The organism is Roseixanthobacter psychrophilus (assembly GCF_043195195.1).
Classification (GTDB): Bacteria; Pseudomonadota; Alphaproteobacteria; order Rhizobiales; family Xanthobacteraceae; genus NCEH01.
In genome coordinates, this window is sequence record NZ_JBAFWT010000057.1 from 1 (window position 1) to 20,647 (window position 20,647).

The 20,647-nt window shown below is 64.6% G+C and carries 15 protein-coding genes and 1 tRNA gene; 12 read left to right on the forward strand and 4 right to left on the reverse strand.

Features of this window, described 5'->3' with window-relative positions:
• The first annotated feature begins 433 nt into the window (after positions 1-433).
• From V5F77_RS25950 to rpoC, 9 genes are all read left to right on the forward strand, one after another.
• Positions 434-510 (forward strand) — tRNA-Trp (locus tag V5F77_RS25950).
• 276 nt (positions 511-786) lie between these two features.
• Complete coding sequence (secE, locus tag V5F77_RS25955) at positions 787-984, forward strand: preprotein translocase subunit SecE (protein WP_429008023.1); 198 nt, start codon at positions 787-789, stop codon at positions 982-984.
• Between the two features lie 8 nt (positions 985-992).
• Positions 993-1,523: a transcription termination/antitermination protein NusG gene (nusG, locus tag V5F77_RS25960; RefSeq protein ID WP_429008024.1), complete on the forward strand. Its 531-nt coding sequence runs from the start codon at positions 993-995 to the stop codon at positions 1,521-1,523.
• A 240-nt stretch (positions 1,524-1,763) separates the two neighbouring features.
• Positions 1,764-2,213: a 50S ribosomal protein L11 gene (gene rplK / locus V5F77_RS25965; protein WP_394072239.1), complete on the forward strand. Its 450-nt coding sequence runs from the start codon at positions 1,764-1,766 to the stop codon at positions 2,211-2,213.
• A gap of 5 nt (positions 2,214-2,218) precedes the next feature.
• A complete protein-coding gene (rplA, locus tag V5F77_RS25970; RefSeq protein ID WP_429008025.1) occupies positions 2,219-2,917 on the forward strand; it encodes a 50S ribosomal protein L1 in 699 nt (232 codons plus the stop codon).
• A gap of 655 nt (positions 2,918-3,572) precedes the next feature.
• Positions 3,573-4,091, forward strand: a complete 519-nt coding sequence (gene rplJ, locus V5F77_RS25975) for a 50S ribosomal protein L10 (protein WP_429008026.1) — start codon at positions 3,573-3,575, stop codon at positions 4,089-4,091.
• 54 nt (positions 4,092-4,145) lie between these two features.
• Positions 4,146-4,517: a 50S ribosomal protein L7/L12 gene (gene rplL / locus V5F77_RS25980; protein WP_429008027.1), complete on the forward strand. Its 372-nt coding sequence runs from the start codon at positions 4,146-4,148 to the stop codon at positions 4,515-4,517.
• 260 nt (positions 4,518-4,777) lie between these two features.
• Positions 4,778-8,908 carry a DNA-directed RNA polymerase subunit beta gene (gene rpoB, locus V5F77_RS25985; RefSeq protein WP_429008028.1) on the forward strand — a complete coding sequence of 1,377 codons (4,131 nt, stop codon included), beginning with the start codon at positions 4,778-4,780 and terminating at the stop codon, positions 8,906-8,908.
• Between the two features lie 127 nt (positions 8,909-9,035).
• Positions 9,036-13,217: a DNA-directed RNA polymerase subunit beta' gene (rpoC, locus tag V5F77_RS25990; RefSeq protein ID WP_429008029.1), complete on the forward strand. Its 4,182-nt coding sequence runs from the start codon at positions 9,036-9,038 to the stop codon at positions 13,215-13,217.
• Positions 13,218-13,351: 134 nt separating this feature from the next.
• Here the strand turns inward: rpoC and V5F77_RS25995 are convergent, their stop codons facing one another.
• The 4 genes from V5F77_RS25995 to V5F77_RS26010 form a co-directional block, all read right to left on the reverse strand.
• Complete coding sequence (locus tag V5F77_RS25995; RefSeq protein ID WP_429008030.1) at positions 13,352-15,457, reverse strand: DUF4114 domain-containing protein; 2,106 nt, start codon at positions 15,455-15,457, stop codon at positions 13,352-13,354.
• Positions 15,458-15,961: 504 nt separating this feature from the next.
• Positions 15,962-17,386, reverse strand: coding sequence for an ATP-binding protein (locus V5F77_RS26000; protein WP_429008031.1), 1,425 nt, complete (start codon positions 17,384-17,386; stop codon positions 15,962-15,964).
• On the reverse strand, positions 17,383-18,105 hold the full coding sequence (locus tag V5F77_RS26005; RefSeq protein WP_429008032.1) for a response regulator: 723 nt from the start codon (positions 18,103-18,105) through the stop codon (positions 17,383-17,385). The genes V5F77_RS26000 and V5F77_RS26005 overlap by 4 nt, the downstream gene beginning before the upstream one ends.
• Before the next feature lie 10 nt (positions 18,106-18,115).
• Positions 18,116-18,667 (reverse strand): MarR family winged helix-turn-helix transcriptional regulator, encoded by a 552-nt coding sequence (locus tag V5F77_RS26010; RefSeq protein WP_429008033.1) that lies wholly within the window; start codon positions 18,665-18,667, stop codon positions 18,116-18,118.
• Positions 18,668-18,883: 216 nt separating this feature from the next.
• Between V5F77_RS26010 and V5F77_RS26015 the strand changes: the two genes are divergently transcribed.
• The 3 genes from V5F77_RS26015 to V5F77_RS26025 form a co-directional block, all read left to right on the forward strand.
• Positions 18,884-19,774 carry a branched-chain amino acid aminotransferase gene (locus V5F77_RS26015; protein ID WP_429008034.1) on the forward strand — a complete coding sequence of 297 codons (891 nt, stop codon included), beginning with the start codon at positions 18,884-18,886 and terminating at the stop codon, positions 19,772-19,774.
• Positions 19,775-19,857: 83 nt separating this feature from the next.
• Positions 19,858-20,064 carry a hypothetical protein gene (locus tag V5F77_RS26020; RefSeq protein WP_429008035.1) on the forward strand — a complete coding sequence of 69 codons (207 nt, stop codon included), beginning with the start codon at positions 19,858-19,860 and terminating at the stop codon, positions 20,062-20,064.
• Positions 20,065-20,193: 129 nt separating this feature from the next.
• The coding region (locus V5F77_RS26025; protein WP_429008036.1) for a cation:dicarboxylate symporter family transporter at positions 20,194-20,647 on the forward strand (454 nt) is incomplete at its 3' end.

Sequence of the window (20,647 nt, forward strand, 5' to 3'; positions counted from 1 at the left end):
TCTAGGGTCCCGCGCCGCAAGGCGCTGGAATGAAGCGGGCCGGCTGCAAAGCCGGCCCGTTTTCGTTTGCGTGGGCGGTTGGCATCATCGCGCGGTGCTAACAGGCCCTGGCTTGCTCTCCCCCTCCCTCACCTTCCCCCGCAAGCGGGAGAGGGGACAGCGCGGTCTGTGGGGTTAAGGTTCTCAAAAATGACCCCCGTCACTTCTCTCCCGTTTGCTGGGGAAGGTGGGGGAGGGGGAAGCCGGGGAGGTGAGGAGGCGGAAGCGCAAGGGCACAAGCGGAGGGGTCGCGAGCTGTGCGCCTTGGGGATAGTCGATCGGCGGGCCTGCCATGCCCCTTTACAGATGTCGTTTCGCTGACTAGACACAAGGCCCCGATGCGCTGGGTCGTTTTCCCGGCGCGGGGGTGCTTACCCCTCGCGTGCGCGGGCCTAGGAGTGTAGCTCAACTGGTTAGAGCACCGGTCTCCAAAACCGGGGGTTGGGGGTTCGAGTCCCTCCACTCCTGCCAGGCGCGGCGAAGGCGAGCAGCCGGACGGACCGGGAAACACACCGCGGCTTGATTTGCAGGCCGGCGGATTTCCTGATCCACAGACGAATGATTGCGTGCGGATCGGCGAAAGCCGGCGGCACGAAGCCGGGAGAGCCCGGTTCGACATCCGCGAAGGCGCTCCGGCTCCGGGCGGGAATGGTTTCGGAACGGTCGGCCCTGGGCCTCTGCCCCGGGCGGCCGCCAGCGAGGAGAAGGTGCCGCGCGGGCGAAAGCCTTGAGCGATGCCGAGGCGACATGGCGAAGATCAGCCCCACCGAGTTCTTTCAGCAGGTCCGCACCGAGACCCGCAAGGTCACCTGGCCGACCCGGCGCGAAACCCTCATCACCACGGCCATGGTGTTCGTGATGGTGTTGATCGCATCGGTCTTCTTCCTTATCGCCGATCAGGTGATCCGCTTCGGCGTCAGCCTGCTCCTGAACCTCGGCCACTGAGAGCGCCCATGTCCTACCGGTGGTACATCGTTCACGCCTATTCGAACTTCGAGAAGAAGGTCGCCGATTCGATCCGCGAGCAGGCCGATCAGCGCGGGCTGACCGATCTGTTCGAGCAGATCCTTGTGCCAACCGAGAAGGTGGTGGAAGTGCGCCGCGGCCGGAAGGTCGACGCCGAGCGCAAGTTCTTCCCAGGCTACGTGCTGGTGAAGATGGACCTCACCGACGAGGCGTTCCATCTGATCAAGAACACGCCCAAGGTCACGGGCTTTCTCGGTGCCGACAACAAGCCCATGCCGATCTCCGAGAAGGAGGCCATGCGCATCCTTCAGCAGGTCCAGGAAGGCATTGAGCGGCCGAAGCCCTCCATCAGCTATGAGGTCGGCGAGACGGTGAAGGTCTCCGACGGCCCGTTCGCCTCCTTCAACGGCATCGTGGAAGAAGTGGACGAGGGGCGTTCGCGCCTCAAGGTCGCGGTCTCCATCTTCGGCCGCGCCACGCCGGTGGAGCTGGAATTCGGCCAAGTCGAGAAGGTCTGAGCGCAGCTTGCGCTTGCGATCGGCCAGCCTTGCGCCGGCGCGATAATTCCATTATGTGACCCGCTTCCCATCCGGCTCCGGACGACATCCGGGGCCGGATGGGTTTTTCGGCCTCTTCTTCCGGGGAGGGGCCAGCGTGGGAGGTGACGGAGCGTCTCGCCAAACGCTCCTGCGACCCGCACCACGCACCCCGGCCCGAGCCGCCTCGCGCGACCCTCGGCCTTGTTACGGGAGTTTGAAATGGCGAAGAAAATCACCGGTTACGTCAAGCTGCAGGTTGCGGCTGGCAGCGCCAATCCGGCGCCCCCCATCGGACCCGCGCTCGGCCAGCGCGGTCTGAACATCATGGAATTCTGCAAGGCGTTCAACGCCCAGACGGCGAAGGAAGAGAAGGGGATGCCCATCCCCGTCGTCATCACCGTCTATCAGGATCGCTCCTTCACGTTCGAACTGAAGACCCCGCCGATCTCCTACTTCCTCAAGAAGGCCGCCGGCCTCGAGACGAAGAAGAAGCCCGGCTCCGGCTCGAAGACGCCCGGCAAGGGCAACTTCGTCGGCAAGGTCACGCGCGCCCAGCTCGCCGAGATCGCCGAGAAGAAGATGAAGGATCTGAACTGCGATTCCGTGGAAGCGGCCGTTCAGATGATCGAAGGCTCGGCCCGCTCCATGGGCCTCCAGGTTCAGGGGTGAGCACGATGGCGAACCAAGGCAAGCGCATCCGCGCAGCTCACGAAGGCATCGACCGCCTGAAGCTCTATGGCCTCGATGAGGCCCTCACGCTCCTCAAGGAGCGCACCACCGCCAAGTTCGACGAGACCATTGAGGTCGCGCTGAACCTGGGCGTGGACCCGCGTCATGCGGACCAGATGGTCCGTGGCGTGTGCAACCTGCCGAACGGCTCGGGCCGGACCGTGCGCGTGGCGGTGTTCGCCCGCGGCGCCAAGGCTGACGACGCTAAGGCGGCGGGCGCCGACATCGTCGGTGCGGAAGACCTGCTGGAGCAGATCCAGGGCGGCACGATCGATTTCGATCGCTGCATCGCCACTCCGGACCTGATGCCGCTGGTCGGCCGCCTCGGCAAGATCCTCGGCCCGCGCGGCCTGATGCCCAACCCCAAGGTTGGCACCGTGACCATGGACGTGAAGGCTGCCGTCGCTGCCGCCAAGGGCGGCGCGGTGGAGTTCCGCGTCGAGAAGGCCGGCATCATCCACGGCGGCATCGGCAAGGCCTCGTTCCCGGCCGACAAGCTGGCTGAGAACATCCGCGCGTTCGTCGACGCGGTGGTGAAGGCCCGTCCGACCGGCGCCAAGGGCACCTACGTGCAGCGCGTCGCCGTGTCCTCCACCATGGGCCCCGGCATCAAGGTGGAACCCTCCACCGTGCTGACCGCCTGATCAGCGCTCTCGCGTTTCGAATGAGGCCGGGCTCGCGCCCGGCCTTTTTATTGGCCGCGATGGGCTGCCGCGACGCAGCCGCCTGTGTCAGGATTTTCGGCCGGTCAAGCAAAAAATGCGAAAAGGGCGTGACAAGTCGCGCCCGAGGCTCTATATGGCATGTTTCGCTGGTGCGGAAACGTAGCGGCGTTAATAGACCAAGCTTCCACCCCGAAACGGGTGGAGGGGCTGGGAGGGTTCGCCCGCCCGGCCTCATTGCCTGTCTGATCTGCCGGTTTTCGAACCGGGAAATCGGAGAGGCAAGAGTCCTGTCCGAGACTGCAGGCGCCATGCTCGCATGGCTTAATCCTCGCCAGACGCCTCGCCCGAGGCTGTCCTTTGGAGCGCCAGCATAGACGGGGAAGACCGGATTTCGCGTGATACGCACCCGCGTGTCGCAACAAGATCGGTTCGAACCAGTGCCTTGTGGCCGGTGACCCGGTTCCCGAGGGGACAGGGCATGTGAGCGTCGCGCGTGCGCGGCCGGCATGTCTTATGTGGATTTATCCCGTCGGGATATCTCTCCGTGTTGACGTTTCCGGGAAGCGGACGAGCGGCAAGGCGCAACCGGTGGAGCCGGCTTTCGGTTCCACCACAGGCTTAAAGAGAGCCAGACGTGGATCGAGCGGAAAAACAACAGCTCGTCACGACGCTTACTGAAGTGTTTCAGAACACTTCGGTCGTCGTGGTGGCCCACTATTCCGGCCTCACCGTAGCTCAGCTGTCGAAACTTCGTCGGCAGATGAAGCAGAACGGTGCGACCGTGAAGGTGGCTAAAAACCGCCTCGCCAAAATCGCTCTGGAAGGCTCCGACGTTGCCCACGTGGCGACCCTGCTGAAGGGTCCCACGCTGATCGCTTATTCGAGCGATCCCGTGGCAGCGCCGAAGGTTGCCGTCGAGTTTGCCAAGGCCAACGACAAGTTCGTTATCCTCGGCGGCGCGATGGGCAAGACGGCCCTGAATCCGGATGGTGTGAAGGCTCTGGCCACCATGCCCTCCCTGGATGAACTGCGTGCGAAGCTGGTCGGGCTTATCCAGGCCCCGGCCACCAAGATCGCCCAGCTCACCACCGCGCCGGCAGCAAAGCTTGCCCGCGTGTTCGGGGCCTATGCCAAGCAGGACGAGGCCGCGTGAGGCGGTTGGATCTCGCAAACCTGATTTTCGAACCTATCTTAGGAAGACACGACAATGGCTGACCTGACCAAGCTCGTTGACGAGCTGTCCTCCCTCACCGTCCTCGAGGCCGCCGAGCTGGCGAAGCTCCTCGAAGAGAAGTGGGGCGTTTCCGCCGCTGCCGCCGTTGCGGTTGCGGCCGCTCCGACCGCCGCTGCGGCCCCGGTCGAAGAGCAGACCGAGTTCACCGTGGTCCTCGCGGCCATCGGCGACAAGAAGATCGAAGTCATCAAGGAAGTCCGCGCCATCACCGGCCTGGGCCTCAAGGAAGCCAAGGACCTCGTCGAGGCCGCTCCCAAGCCTGTCAAGGAAGGGATCTCCAAGGACGAGGCCGAGAAGCTCAAGGCCCAGCTCGAAAAGGCTGGCGCCAAAGTCGAGCTCAAGTGAGCTTTTGAACGCGAGGCGGCCCCGGGTTTCCCGGGGCCGCCTCATCTGTCCCGTCGCCCCATGGGCCGGCAGGGACGGAATGTGAAGACGGTTCTCCCGGTCGCCGCCCACGGCGACGACCCGGCGAGCCGTTGCAGGTGAAGGGGAATGGCTCTCGGGCCCCCAACCTCTTCATCCCGGGTGCAATGGCGGTCTTATGGGCCGGAGCGAGTGCCTCGTGGGGCGCGTTCCGTGCAAGGCCAGGACGGACGAGGATCGAGATGGCGCAAACGTTCACCGGTCGCAAGCGGATCCGCAAATTCTTCGGAAAGATCAAGGAAGTCGCGCAGATGCCGAACCTCATCGAGGTTCAGAAGGCATCCTACGACCAGTTCCTCCAGATCGAGGAGCCGAAGGGCGGGCGCGTCGACGACGGTCTGCAGGCGGTGTTCAAGTCGGTATTCCCCATCTCTGACTTTTCCGGCGCGGCCATGCTGGAATTCGTCAAGTATGAGTTCGAGCAGCCCAAGTACGACGTGGACGAGTGCCGCCAGCGCGGCATGACCTTTGCTGCCCCGCTCAAGGTGACGCTGCGTCTGATCGTGTTCGATGTCGATCCCGACACCGGCGCCAAGTCGGTCAAGGACATCAAGGAGCAGGACGTCTATACTGGCGATATCCCGCTGATGACCATGAACGGCACGTTCATCGTCAACGGCACGGAGCGCGTCATCGTCTCGCAGATGCACCGTTCGCCGGGCGTCTTCTTCGACCATGACAAGGGCAAGACCCATTCTTCGGGCAAGCTGCTGTTCGCCGCCCGTATCATCCCCTATCGCGGCTCCTGGCTCGACATTGAGTTCGACGCCAAGGACATCGTGCACGCCCGCATCGACCGTCGCCGCAAGATCCCGGTGACGAGCCTGCTCTATGCGCTCGGCCTCGATTCGGAAGAGATCCTCGATACCTTCTACGAGAAGATCCAGTATTCGCGGGCCAAGGACGGCTGGCGCATGCCGTTCGATCCCAAGCGCATGAAGGGCTACAAGGCGGTTTCCGACCTGATCGACGCCGACACCGGCGAAGTCGTGGTCGAAGCCGGCAAGAAGCTCACCGTGCGCGCCGCCCGCCAGCTCGCCGAGAAGGGCCTCAAGGCCCTGAAAATCTCCGATGAGGAGATGGTCGGCCAGTTCATCGCGGAAGATCTGGTCAATGGGAGCTCCGGCGAGATCCATGCCGAGGCCGGCGAGGAAATCACCGAGAAGCTGCTCAAGGTGCTGGAAGAGGCGGGCTATAACGATATCCCGATCCTCGACATCGACCACGTCAACACCGGCGCCTATATCCGTAACACCCTGACGGTGGACAAGAACGTCACGCGTGAGGACGCGCTGTTCGACATCTATCGCGTCATGCGTCCCGGCGAGCCGCCGACGGTCGACAGCGCCCAGGCCATGTTCCATTCGCTGTTCTTCGATTCCGAGCGCTACGACCTCTCGGCCGTTGGCCGCGTGAAGATGAACATGCGTCTCGACCTCGACGCCGAGGACACCGTGCGCATCCTGCGTCGCGAGGACATCCTCGCGGTCATCCGCACGCTGGTGGAATTGCGCGACGGCAAGGGCGAGATCGACGATATCGACCATCTCGGCAATCGTCGCGTGCGCTCGGTCGGCGAACTGATGGAAAATCAGTATCGCGTCGGCCTGCTGCGCATGGAGCGCGCCATCAAGGAACGCATGTCGTCGGTCGACATCGATACCGTGATGCCGCAGGACCTGATCAATGCGAAGCCGGTGGCGGCGGCGGTGCGCGAGTTCTTCGGCTCGTCCCAGCTCTCGCAGTTCATGGACCAGACCAACCCGCTCAGCGAGATCACCCACAAGCGCCGCCTCTCGGCGCTTGGCCCGGGCGGTCTGACCCGCGAGCGCGCCGGCTTCGAAGTCCGCGACGTGCATCCGACCCATTACGGCCGCATCTGCCCGATTGAGACGCCGGAAGGCCCGAACATCGGCCTGATCAACTCTCTGGCGACCTTCGCGCGTGTCAACAAGTACGGCTTCATCGAGGCGCCGTATCGCCGCGTCACCGACGGTCATGTGACCGACGAGGTGGTCTATCTCTCCGCCATGGAGGAGGGGAAGTACCACGTCGCGCAGGCCAACATTCCGCTCGACGCCAATGGCCGGTTCGAGGAAGACCTGATCGTCTGCCGCCATGCCGGCGACGTGCTGCTGGTCTCTCCCGACCGCGTCGACTTCATGGACGTGTCGCCCAAGCAATTGGTGTCGGTCGCCGCCGCGCTCATCCCGTTCCTTGAGAACGATGACGCGAACCGCGCGCTGATGGGCTCGAACATGCAGCGTCAGGCGGTGCCTCTGGTCCGCTCCCAGGCGCCGCTGGTCGGCACCGGCATGGAAGCGGTCGTGGCCCGGGATTCCGGCGCCGCCATCGCCGCCCGCCGCACCGGCGTGATCGATCAGGTGGACGCCACCCGTATCGTTATCCGCGCGACGGAAGAGAGCGACCCCTCCAAGTCGGGCGTCGATATCTACCGCCTCATGAAGTTCCAGCGTTCCAACCAGTCGACCTGCATCAACCAGCGTCCGCTGGTGCGCGTGGGCGATCAGGTGAGGAAGGGCGACATCATCGCCGACGGTCCGTCCACGGAGCTGGGCGAGCTGGCGCTGGGCCGGAACGTGCTGGTCGCGTTCATGCCGTGGAATGGCTACAACTTCGAAGATTCGATCCTGCTCTCGGAGAACATCGTCAAGGAAGACGTGTTCACCTCGATCCATATCGAGGAATTCGAGGCCATGGCCCGTGACACGAAGCTCGGCCCCGAGGAAATCACCCGCGACATTCCCAACGTCTCGGAAGAGGCGCTGAAGAATCTCGATGAGGCCGGCATCGTCTATATCGGCGCGGAAGTGCGCGCCGGCGACATCCTGGTGGGCAAGATCACCCCCAAGGGCGAAAGCCCGATGACGCCGGAAGAAAAGCTCCTGCGCGCCATCTTCGGCGAGAAGGCCGCTGACGTCCGCGACACCTCCCTGCGTCTGCCCCCCGGCACGACAGGGACGATCGTGGAAGTGCGCGTGTTCAACCGCCACGGCGTCGACAAGGACGAGCGTGCGCTGGCCATCGAGCGGGAAGAGATCGAGCGTCTCGCCAAGGACCGCGACGATGAGCAGGCGATCTTGGATCGTAACGTCTACGGCCGTCTCATCGAGCTGCTCGACGGCAAGGTGGCGATCGCCGGGCCGAAGGGGTTCAAGAAGGACTCCGAGATCACCCGTTCGGCGCTCACCGAGTATCCGCGTTCGCAATGGTGGTTGTTCGCCATCGCCGACGACGCGCTGATGGCCGAGATCGAAGCCATTCGCGCCCAGTACGACGAGTCCAAGAAGCGGCTGGAACAGCGCTTCCTGGACAAGGTCGAGAAGCTGCAGCGCGGCGATGAGCTGCCCCCCGGCGTGATGAAGATGGTCAAGGTCTTCGTCGCGGTGAAGCGCAAGATCCAGCCCGGCGACAAGATGGCCGGACGCCATGGCAACAAGGGCGTGGTCTCGCGCATCGTGCCGGTGGAAGACATGCCGTTCCTGGAAGACGGAACCAATGTGGACATCGTGCTCAACCCGCTGGGTGTGCCGAGCCGCATGAACGTCGGCCAGATTCTGGAAACCCATCTCGGTTGGGCCTGCGCGGGCCTCGGCCGGCAGGTGGCGGCCGCGATGGATGCCTATTACGGCAAGAAGGACCTCGCCCCGGTGCGGGCGACCCTTGAGAGCATCTACGGACCCGACGACATCACCGTTCTCGATGAGGGGCAGGTGCTGGAGCTGGGCGAGAACCTGCGCAAGGGCGTGCCGATGGCGACGCCGGTGTTCGACGGCGCCCATGAAGCCGATATCGAGACCCAGTTGGAGAAGGCGGGCCTCGACCGCTCCGGCCAGTCGACCTTGTTCGACGGGCGCACGGGCGAGCCGTTCGATCGTAAGGTCACGGTCGGCTACATCTATATGCTGAAGCTGCACCATCTTGTGGACGACAAGATCCACGCGCGGTCGATCGGCCCCTACTCGCTCGTGACCCAGCAGCCGCTGGGCGGCAAGGCGCAGTTCGGTGGCCAGCGCTTCGGCGAAATGGAAGTGTGGGCGCTCGAAGCTTATGGCGCGGCCTACACGCTCCAGGAGATGCTGACGGTGAAGTCGGACGACGTGGCCGGCCGCACCAAGGTCTATGAATCCATCGTGCGCGGCGAAGATTCCTTCGAGAGCGGCATTCCCGAGAGCTTCAACGTGCTCGTGAAGGAAATGCGCTCGCTGGGCCTCAACGTCGAGCTGGTGAATTCCAAGACCGGGCGCAACGTCAGCCCTGGCACCCGCGAAAATCTGCCCGCGGCCGAATGAGGCCGCGCCTGTCGGAAGGCGAGGGCGCGCCGCGCCCTCGCAGTCCTGCCGATAAGATCCTGTATTTTCCGGTCGAAACCCCATCACACTTCATCCGGGGTGAGCGGCCGAGCCGAAGGAGACGGTCATGAATCAAGAGGTGATGAATCTCTTCAACCCGGCGACCCCGGCTCCGACCTTTGATCAGATCAAGATCTCGATCGCGAGCCCGGACAAGATCGCGTCGTGGTCCTACGGCGAGATCAAGAAGCCGGAAACCATCAACTACCGTACGTTCAAGCCCGAGCGTGACGGCTTGTTCTGCGCGCGCATCTTCGGTCCCATCAAGGACTATGAGTGCCTGTGCGGCAAGTACAAGCGCATGAAGTACAAGGGCATCATCTGCGAGAAGTGCGGCGTGGAAGTCACGCTCTCGCGGGTGCGGCGCGAGCGCATGGGCCATATCGAACTGGCCGCGCCCGTCGCCCACATCTGGTTCCTGAAGTCGCTCCCGAGCCGCATCGGCCTGCTGCTCGACATGACGCTGAAGGACCTGGAGCGCATCCTGTACTTCGAATATTTCGTCGTGCTGGAGCCCGGCCTGACGCCGCTGAAGTATCGTCAGCTCCTCTCCGAGGACGATTATCTGCGCGCCCAGGACGAGTATGGGGATGACAGCTTCACCGCCATGATCGGCGCGGAAGCCATCCGCGAACTGCTGCGCTCCATGGATCTAGACAAGATCGCCGCCGACCTGCGCGTCGAGATCGCCGAGAGCACCACCGAGCTGAAGCCCAAGAAGCTCGCCAAGCGCCTGAAGATCGTCGAGGCCTTCCAGCTCTCCGGCAACAAGCCGGAATGGATGATCCTGACCCATGTGCCGGTGATCCCGCCGGACCTGCGCCCGCTCGTTCCCCTGGACGGCGGCCGGTTCGCGACCTCCGACCTGAACGATCTCTATCGCCGCGTTATCAACCGCAACAACCGCCTGAAGCGCCTGATCGAGCTTCGCGCGCCGGACATCATCATCCGCAACGAGAAGCGCATGCTTCAGGAAGCGGTGGATGCGCTGTTCGACAACGGCCGTCGCGGCCGCGTCATCACGGGCGCCAACAAGCGGCCGCTGAAGTCGCTCGCCGACATGCTGAAGGGCAAGCAGGGCCGGTTCCGCCAGAACCTGCTCGGCAAGCGCGTCGATTATTCCGGCCGTTCGGTCATCGTGGTGGGTCCGGAGCTGAAGCTGCATCAGTGCGGCCTGCCCAAGAAGATGGCGCTGGAGCTGTTCAAGCCCTTCATCTACGCCCGCCTCGACGCCAAGGGCCATTCGGCCACCGTCAAGCAGGCGAAGAAGCTGGTGGAGAAGGAGCGTCCCGAGGTTTGGGACATCCTCGACGAGGTGATCCGCGAGCATCCCGTGATGCTCAACCGCGCCCCGACGCTTCACCGCCTCGGCATCCAGGCGTTCGAGCCGGTGTTGATCGAAGGCAAGGCGATCCAGCTTCACCCGCTGGTCTGCTCGGCCTTCAACGCGGACTTCGACGGCGACCAGATGGCCGTGCACGTTCCCCTTTCGCTGGAAGCCCAGCTGGAAGCGCGCGTGCTCATGATGTCCACCAACAACATCCTGCATCCCGCGAACGGCCAGCCGATCATCGTGCCGTCGCAGGATATCGTTCTCGGCCTCTATTACCTCTCCCTGATGCGCGACAACGAGCCCGGCGAGGGCATGATGTTCGCGGACATGGGCGAGATCGACCATGCGCTGGCCGCCAAGGCGATCACCCTGCATACCAAGGTCAAGGGCCGGTATGTGGGTGTGGATGTCGATGGCAAGCGCATGTCCAAGATCTATGAGACCACCCCTGGTCGCATGAAGATCGGCGAATTGCTGCCCAAGCACCCCAAGGTTCCCTTCGACGTCGTCAATAAGGGTATGACGAAGAAGGAAATCTCCAACATGATCGACACGGTGTACCGTCACTGTGGGCAGAAGGAGAGCGTGATCTTCTGCGACAAGATCATGTCGCTCGGCTTCTACAATGCATTCCGCGCTGGCATCTCCTTCGGCAAGGACGACATGGTCGTGCCGAAGAAGAAGTGGGAATTGGTGGAGGAGACCCGCGCCCTCACCAAGGAATACGAGCAGCAGTACAATGACGGCCTGATCACCCAGGGCGAAAAGTACAACAAGGTCGTCGATGCGTGGGGCAAGTGCACCGATCGCATCGCCGACGAGATGATGAAGGAAATCTCGGCGGTCCGTAAGGATCCCAAGACCGGGCGCGACCGTCAGATCAACTCGATCTACATGATGTCCCACTCCGGGGCGCGTGGGTCGCCGGCCCAGATGAAGCAGCTTGCCGGCATGCGCGGCCTCATGGCCAAGCCATCGGGCGAGATCATCGAGAGCCCGATCATCTCGAACTTTAAAGAAGGCCTGACCGTGATGGAGTACTTCAACTCCACCCACGGCGCACGTAAGGGCCTCGCCGACACCGCGCTCAAGACGGCGAACTCGGGTTACCTCACCCGCCGCCTCGTGGACGTGGCGCAGGATTCGATCATCACGGAAGTGGATTGCCACAGCGAAAACGGCATCCACATGCGCGCCATCGTGGATAGCGGCCAGGTCGTTGCCTCGCTCTCCTCGCGTGTGCTCGGCCGTACCGCCGTGGAAGACGTGGTGGAGCTGGCGACCGGCACCGTCATCGTGCCCAAGGGCGAGATGATCCAGGAATGGCACATTGATCGGATCAACAAGTCCGGCATCCAAGAGATCAAGATCCGCTCGGTGCTGACCTGCGAGACCCGCAACGGCGTGTGCGGCACCTGCTACGGGCGCGATCTGGCCCGCGGCACGCCGGTCAACATGGGCGAGGCGGTGGGCGTCATCGCCGCCCAGTCCATCGGCGAGCCGGGCACCCAGCTCACCATGCGTACCTTCCACATCGGCGGCGCCGCGCAGCTCGCGGACTCCTCCTTCGTGGAAAGCAACTTCGAGGGCACCGTCAAGGTCCGCAACCGCAACGTGGCGCGGAACTCGGAAGGCGACCTCATCGTCATGGTGCGTAACCTTGCGGTGGTGATCGTCGACCAGGACGGCTCCGAGCGTGCGGTTCACCGCATTCAGTACGGCTCGCGCCTCAAGGTGGACGAGGGCGACATCATGAAGCGCGGCCAGCGCATCGCGGAATGGGACCCCTATACCCGTCCCATCCTGACCGAGGTCGAGGGCACGGTGGCGTTCGAGGATCTGGTCGAAGGCGCCTCCATGAACGAGGCCATCGACGAGGCGACCGGCATCGCCAAGCGTGTCGTCACCGACAGCCGCGTCGGACGCGGCTCGGAGCTTCGCCCGGCCATCCTCATCAAGGGGAAGGACGGCAAGATCCTCAAGCTCGCCCGTGGCGGCGAGGCGCGCTATTCGCTGCCGGTGGAAGCCATTATCTCGGTGGATCCCGGCAACACCATCCGCGCCGGCGACGTCGTCGCCCGCGTGCCGATGGAGAGCGCCAAGACCCGCGACATCACGGGCGGTCTGCCGCGCGTTGCGGAATTGTTCGAGGCGCGGCGTCCCAAGGACGCGGCGATCATCGCGGAAGTCAGCGGCACCATCCGCTTCGGCCGCGACTACAAGAACAAGCGCCGCCTGATCATCGAGCCGCAGGACGGCGGGGATCCGGTCGAGTACCTGATCCCGAAGGGCAAGCACATCCATCTCCAGGACGGCGACGTGGTGGAGAAGGGCGACTTCCTGGTGGACGGCAACCCGGCGCCGCACGACATTCTGGCGATCAAGGGCGTGGAAGAGCTTGCGGCCTTCCTCGTCAACGAAATCCAGGAGGTCTACCGGCTCCAGGGCGTGAACATCAACGACAAGCACATCGAAGTCATCGTCCGCAACATGCTCCAGAAGGTGGAAGTGGACGATTCCGGCGAGACCGAGTTCCTCGACAACGAGCAGGTTGACCGGATCGACTTCGCGGAAGCCAACGAGCGGGCCATTGCCGAAGGCAAGAAGCCGGCGACCGGGCATCCGGTGCTGCTCGGCATCACCAAGGCGAGCTTGCAAACCCGCTCGTTCTTCTCGGCGGCCTCGTTCCAGGAGACCACCCGCGTCCTCACGGAAGCGGCGGTCAACGGCAAGGTGGATCCGCTCGACGGCCTGAAGGAAAACGTCATCGTCGGCCGGCTCATCCCGGCGGGCACCGGCGCGCAGATGGCGAAGCTGCGGGCGGTCGCGAACTCCCGCGACGACCTCATCGTCGCCACCCGCGAGCAGAGCGATGGTCACTCCCTGGTGGAAGGCCCCGCCGACGCCGCGGAGTGATCCGCGCGGCGCTCACGCCTTCAACTCAAGACACGAAAGGCCGCCCCTCGGGGCGGCCTTTTGCGTTTTGCGGCGGTGATTGCCGTGCAGGGCGAAGGGGGTGCGAGACGTTCAGGCGCGGCGTAGCGCCTGCCTCAGGCCAGCAGGAAATCGTGGGACGAGGTCATAACGCCGATAATCACGTCCTGAAAGTCATTGTCGCTCGCGGTGCCGAAGAGATCCTCGAAGCCGATCTGCAATTCCTGCCCGTCCGCGCCGACGCCGGAAAGCACCTGGGTCGCGTCGTCGGGATTGAGGTTGGCGAAGGAATGGAACACCGGCGCCGCCGATAGCGCCCCGCGCGAAGAGCTGTAGAGCAGAAGCTCGCCGCCGGCATCGACGGTGGCCAAAGCGTCGGAACCGGAGGCGTGGAAGGTGAGGTCGTCGGGCAGCGCGCCGTAAAGCGAAAACCCGTTCTGCACCAGGAAGAAGCCCACGTGCTCGCCGTCGCCGGGCGTGTCGAGGGCGATGGTCTGGCCGATGGCGGCCAGCGTATCCTGCGCCAGCAGGTGCACGTCGGAGATCGTGCCGTTCACCTCAACGGTATAATAGCCGAGCATGTTGGCGTAGGAGGACACGGCGGCCGTGACCTCCACGGTAAATCCCGTCACCCCATCGCCGGTCAGGAACGGGGCATTGGCGACGCCATTCACCAGCGCGGGGGCGACACTGACCCCTTCGGCCAGGCTCGGCAGGAAGTTCACGAAGCTGAGGCTGGTATGCGCTGCGGTGCCGACGCCTCGGGCTGAAGCCATGAAATCGCCGCCGGAGAAATCGCCTTCGAGCTGGAACGAGACCCCGCCGGCGCCCAGCGTCGCCACCCCGGCGCCCAGGGTCACCTGAAGGCCGCCGCGATCGACCAGCGCGCCCTCGATATCCACCTGGCCGGAGCGCGTGAAGCCCGTCACCAGATCCCCGTTCAGGTCCGCGAGCAGGTCGCGCAGCAGGTCCTGGCCAGTGCCGAAATGGATCAGATCCGCCCCACCGCCCGCGCTGACGATGTTGTTTCCGCCGCCGACGAAGATGGTGTCGGTGCCGCCGTTCGTGGTGATGGAATTGTCCAGCTCGTTGCCGGTGATGACGTCATTGCCGTTGCCGGTGATCAGATTGCTCACCAGCGAGCGGGTATCCCCGTTGTAGAGCAGGGTGTTGTAGATGTTACCCTTGGCCTGGAATTGCGCCGTGCCGGGCGCCGCCTCGCTGTTGAGATCGGCGATCTGGGTGCGCGAGAAGGTGAGCCATTGCCCGGCGCGCAAATCGTCCACCTGATCCTCATTGAAGGCGGAGAGATCGTAGGTGGTGGTGGCGCCGGCGGTCCACACCGTCGAGATGATCTTGCCGGTCGCGGTCGGGGCGATCCCGGGGGCCGGCGCGTCGTTGATGAATTGCTGGCCGGTGACGGGGTCCCATCGATAGGTCGCGCGCGTGCCGACGGCGCTGAAATTGGCACCGTACAGCGCCTGCAGCGCCGCGATGTCGTACATCATGTAGCTCTGCGGCGCGGAGCCCGCCCAGGCGGCGGTGGCGCCGCGGGTGTCGGCGCCGAGATAGCTCGCATAGGTCATCACCGAGAATTCGGTGTCGTTCACCTCGGGCGCGAGCATGCCGTTGTAAGCGGGATCATGTCCGTGCTTCAGGCCGAAGGCGTGCCCCATCTCGTGGATGATGGTGAGGAATTCGTCGGTGCCGAAATAGACCGCCGGCGTGTTGCCGTTCGTCCCCAGGAAGGTGTCGCCGGCACTGCGGCTGTCATTGGGGGCATAGGGGCTGCCGGAATTCGACGGGAAGTTGGAATGGGATCCGCTGTCGGCATAGCGGGCGAAGCGAAAGGTGGCGTCGCTCGCAAGGCCGGAGGCGACCTCCACGAACGTCAGTTGGGTGTAGGAGGAGACCAGGGCGAATCCCGTGCGCACCGCATCCTTCTGGATGGCCGTCAGCGCGCCGAACCCGGTGACCGGGTCGGGATATCCGGGGACGACGGTATAATCGGCTTCGGACGTCGGGAAGGAATAGGGGATGGTCGTGGCGGCCGTGGCCCCGTCGAACACGGTGGTCCACCGGTAATCCATCAGCACCGCCCGCACATTGGGATCGAGCGCGGAAGAATCGAACGGGCCGCCGTAAAGCCCACCCTTGGGCGTGGTGAAGATGTTGTTCGGGCCCGTATCCGGTTCGGTATCGGGAGGGATCGTCGGCTCCATCACGCACTCCACCACCAAGACCGGAACCGGCGCAACCTGGCAGGTGCATGGACGCACCCTTCAGACTCTCAACGCCCCACGCTGATATTATGCACGTTTCCGCGCGGGCCGAAGGTCGGGCCTTAGTTCCCCAGGGATAACTTACACCATAGCCCCGTTATTGACCGGATCAAAAGGGCTAAGAGACTGTTTGAAAATGCGCCTCTCCCCAGGGGGAGAGGTCGGCCGCGCAGCGGGCGGGTGAGGGGGCGGGCGTCGAGAAACCGGTCTTGGCCCCCTCTCCCCGGCGGGGAGAGGGGCGATCGGCGCTTTTCGGAACGTGGTGGCCGGGCGCGTCTCGACCGTCCACGCGGCGAGGCCAGGACCAATACTCACAGGGTGCGTCAAGCGGTTCGGCGTGGAGAGCAGGCACAAGGCCGGGCAAGACGATAAGGGATCGCGCAGACCCTCTTTTTCTGAATTTTCAAACAGGCCCTGAGCTCAAGCGCATCAGGGCCTTTGGCATTAAACCGGCAGTCGTACGGTGGCGCGCAATCCGCCGAGCGGGCTGTCGCCGAGGATGATGTCGCCGCCGTGGGTGCGGGCGATGTCGCGGGCGATGGACAGGCCGAGCCCGGAGCCGCCGGCATCCTGGTTACGCGCGTCGTCGAGCCGCAGGAACGGGCGGAACACCTCGTCGCGCTTCTCCGGGGGAATGCCCGAGCCGTCGTCGTCCACGTTCACGCTCAGCCAGCGGGCGTCGCGAGTGGCGGAAATCTCCACCGTGCGGGCATAGCGCACCGCATTGCCGACCAGATTGCCGATGCAGCGCTTGAGCGAATCCGCCTTCACCTGCACCAAGGGCGGCCCCATGAAGCTGGCGCGGGCGATGGCGCCGTTACGTTCCGCATTGGCCCGCAGGTCCTCGATCACCTGCCCCATGTCGGTGAGTGCGGCCTGTTCGCCCGGATCGCCGCGGGCGAAGGCGAGATAGGCTTCGAGCATGCCTTGGAGTTCGTCCACATCCTTGCGCAGCGCCTCCACCTCCGGCCCCTCGCCGAGGAAGGCAAGCTCCAGGCGGAAGCGGGTGAGGATGGTGCGCATGTCGTGGGAGACGCCGGCCAGCATGGTGGTGCGCTGCTCGATCTGCCGCTCAATGCGCCGCTTCATCTCCAAAAACGCCACCGCCGCCCGCCGCACTTCGCGGGCGCCGCGGGGGCGGAAATTCTCGACGTCGCGTCCCTTGCCGAACGCCTCGGCGGCGTCGGCGAGATTTTCGATCGGGCGGATCTGGTTGCGCAGGAACAGGATAGCCACCGCCAGAAGCACCAGCGAGGTGCCCACCATCCAGAGCAGGAAGATGTGGGAATTGGAGGCATAGGCCGAGCCGCGCCGGGCGAAGATGCGCAGCACCGCGTCCGGCATCTTCACCCGCACCTCGATCAGGTTGGAACGGCCCACCGTGTCGATCCAATAGGGTTCGGAGATGCGCCGGCCGATCTCGCGCGAGAGGGCGCTGTCGAGAATCGAGAAGAACGGCTGCGGTCCTGGCTCGGGCAGGGGGTCGGGGGGAAGGATGTCGAGCGTGAGTTCGAGATTCTGCCAGGCGATCCGGCGCAGGATCGTCGCGTCCTTGTCCTGGGGATAGGCGGCATAGAGCGCCACCACGGCGGCGATATCCTGGCTGACGGCGGCCGAGAGGCGGCGCGTTACGGTGTTGTAATGGCGCTCCATGAACACGAACGCCACCACCGACTGCAGGATCACCATGGGAATGACGATGATCAGCAGCGAGCGGGGATAGAGACCCTTCGGCGTCACCCGGTTGAACCAGGCGCCGAACCTGGCGTTGGCATAGCCGATCCGGTTCGCGGCGCTGCGCAGGGCGGCGCGGGTCGCCTCCAGTCCGGTGCGGTGCGCCGCCGGCTTGCTCTCGCCCCGGACGCTCATGGGGTGACGACCAGCCGATAGCCGATGCCCCGCACCGTCTGCACATAGGTCGGGTTGGCGGGATCGCGCTCCACCTTGCGGCGCAGCCGGTTCACCTGCACGTCCACGGCGCGCTCGCTGGCCGCCCCGTTGCCGGCCAGCGCCATGCGGGGCACGGTCTCGCCCGGGCTTTCCGAGAGGGCGCGCAGCATGTCGCGCTCGCGCTCGGTGATGCGCAGGATGTCGCCGCCCCGGCTCAATTCACCGCGCCCAAGATGGAAGCTGAACTCGCCGAAGCGCACCTCTTCAATGGCCTTCTGCGGCGCCGGCGTGGCGCGCTTGAGGATCGAGCCGACCCGCAGCAGCAATTCGCGCGGCTCGAACGGCTTGCCGAGGTAATCGTCGACGCCCGCCTCCAGCCCGACGATGCGGTCGTTGATCTCGGAGCGCGCGGTCAGCATGAGGATCGGCACCGCCGAGGTGGTGCGCAGGGCGCGCGCGAAGTCGAGCCCGGATTCTCCCGGCATCATGACATCGAGCACCAGCAGGTCGAATTCCAGCCCCTCCAGGCGACCGCGCGCCTCCAGTGCCGAGGCGGCGGTGGTGACGCGATAGCCATGCTCGCTGAGGAAGCGCTGGAGCAGGGTGCGGATGCGGTTGTCGTCGTCCACCACCAGCAGATGGGGGGCATCGTCCGCGAGGGCGGGCGGGGCGGGGCGGGGGGGCGTCAGTTCGGTCATGTCGTGGCCTTCAGGCTGGTCGCGCGCGGGCGGTGGGCGCGGCGCGCTGAATCAGCCGTTCCACCTCGGCGCGATCTTCGGGGTCGATCATGGCCACAAGAAAGCGCTGCGCCGCCTCGCTTGCGCCCGGGCCGCATTCCTGCAGCGCGAGGGCGATCCTCTGGCTCTGCAAGGCGATGAACTCGCGCGCCAGCGCCTGCCCCTTGAGGGTGGGAAACAGCAGGCGCTGGCGCCGGTCGGAGGCGCCGGCGCGGCTCTCGACGAACCCCTCGTCCACCAGCTCGCGCAACACTCGGCCGAGGCTCTGCTTGGTGATGCGCAGGATGTCCAGCAGGTCCGTCACGCGCATACCAGGGTGGCGATTGACGAAGTGCAGCACGCGGTGATGCGCGCGCCCGAACCCGAGCGGCGCCAGGATGGCATCCGGGTCGCCGACGAAGTCCCTGTAAGCGAAGAAGAAAAGTTCGATCAGCTCGACCAGGGGCTCGGCCTCGGGCGCAAGTCCGTTCGGCTCGCGCTCGGGCGCTTCGGTGTCGGAAAGAATGGGATTTATGTCAGCCATGTTGACTTTTTTCGGTCCGATCATTACTCACAGGCTTGCGGTCGCGAAAGGATCGGTCTCCAATACCCCATCTGGAGTTCGATCGTTGCGCCTTACTCAGCCTGCACCCATATGTTCAGGCGTGAAAATATCCGTACCGGGCACGGCTGCAAAGGGCGGTCGTCACCGGGAGGCGAAGGCCGTCTTCAAGACGCGGCCGGATCAGGAGTTAAGACCATGAGTGGTGGAGAGCCTTTCGACAAACGCGACGGTTGGATCTGGTTCGACGGGGTCCTGGTGCCCTGGGCGGACGCGAAGATTCACGTACTCTCCCATGGTCTGCATTATGCCAGTTGCGTGTTCGAAGGCGAGCGCGCGTATGGCGGCGAGATTTTCAAGAGCTCGGAGCATTCCGAGCGCCTGCGCCTCTCGGCCGAGATGCTGGACTTCACCATCCCCTATTCCATCCCCGACATCGATGCCGCCAAGCGCCTGACGCTGGAAAAGAACGGCCTCGTGGACGCCTATGTGCGCCCGGTGGCGTGGCGCGGCAGCGAGATGATGGGCGTTTCGGCGCAGTCCAACACCATCCATCTCGCCATCGCCTGCTGGGAATGGCCGAGCTATTTCGACCCCGAGCAGCGCCAGAAGGGCCTGCGGCTGGATCTGGCGGAATTCCGCCGTCCCGATCCCGCCACCATCCCCTGCCGCGCCAAGGCTTCGGGCCTGTACATGATCTGCACCATCTCCAAGCACAAGGCGGAGCGGCGCGGCTTCGCCGATGCGCTGATGCTGGATTATCGCGGCCTGGTGGCGGAATGCACCGGCGCCAACATCTTCTTCGTGAAGGACGGCGTCATCCACACCCCGAAACCCGACTGCTTCCTGGACGGCATCACCCGCCGCACCGTCATCGGCCTGGCGAAGAGCCACGGCATCGAAGTGGTGGAACGGGCGATCAAGCCGGAGGAACTCGCCGAGTTCTCGGAATGCTTCATCACCGGCACTGCCGCCGAGGTCACACCGGTGGGCGAGATCGCCGAATGGCGCTTTGCGCCGAGCGGCATCACCCATCAGCTGATGGATGCCTACACCACCGCGGTGCGGCCGAAGCAGGTGGCGGCCTGAGCGGCGGACGTATCGTCTGCGCAATCCCCGTACACCAGGGACAAGGGCGGCTTCGGCCGCCCTTTTTTATTTTCTGGGGCGGGGTGGCGAACCCAACCCTGGAATACCTGTTGTATCGCGTCTCGTTTCAATGCCAGAAGTCGCCGGCATTCGGCGCGGGGGGCATCGGAGGCGGTGCGACGGGCCATCTCGAAACCATGCCGGCTTCGCCCCTCGCCGTGGCCTATGCCACCCGCCACGGCGGCGACACGGAGATGGCGACGACGCCGGTTTCGGCCTCGGTCCTTTAGTCGGTCATCACGCTGCCATTGATGGTGGCGTTGGTTTAATCCTCCACGCCGAACGGGCTGCCGGGGGGCGACCGGGCGACAATTAAAGTCTGTGCGAACTGCACCCCCCTGTTCGGGCAGGAGATACCGATGCGGCGGCCGTTCTATAAGATCCTCTATGTGCAGGTGCTGTTCGCGGTTGTGTTCGGGGTGCTGCTGGGCGTGCTGTTCCCCCATACGGCCGAGGCGATGCGGCCGCTCGGGGAAGGCTTCATCAAGCTGGTCAAGATGATCATTGCGCCCGTGGTGTTCTGCACCGTGGTGGTGGGCATCGCGGCCATGGGGGATGTGAAGCGGGTCGGCCGTGTCGGCGGCAAGGCGCTGATCTATTTCGAGGTGGTGTCGACCTTCGCCTTGATCCTCGGCTTGATCGTCGGGGAGGTGATGAAGCCCGGCGCCGGCTTCAACGTGGATCCCAGCACCCTCGACGCCAAGGCGATCTCGGGTTTCAGCCATCAGGCGGCGCAAACCTCGGTCATCGACACCATTCTGCACATCATTCCCGACACGCTGCTCGGCGCGCTGGCCGGCGGCGAGATCCTTC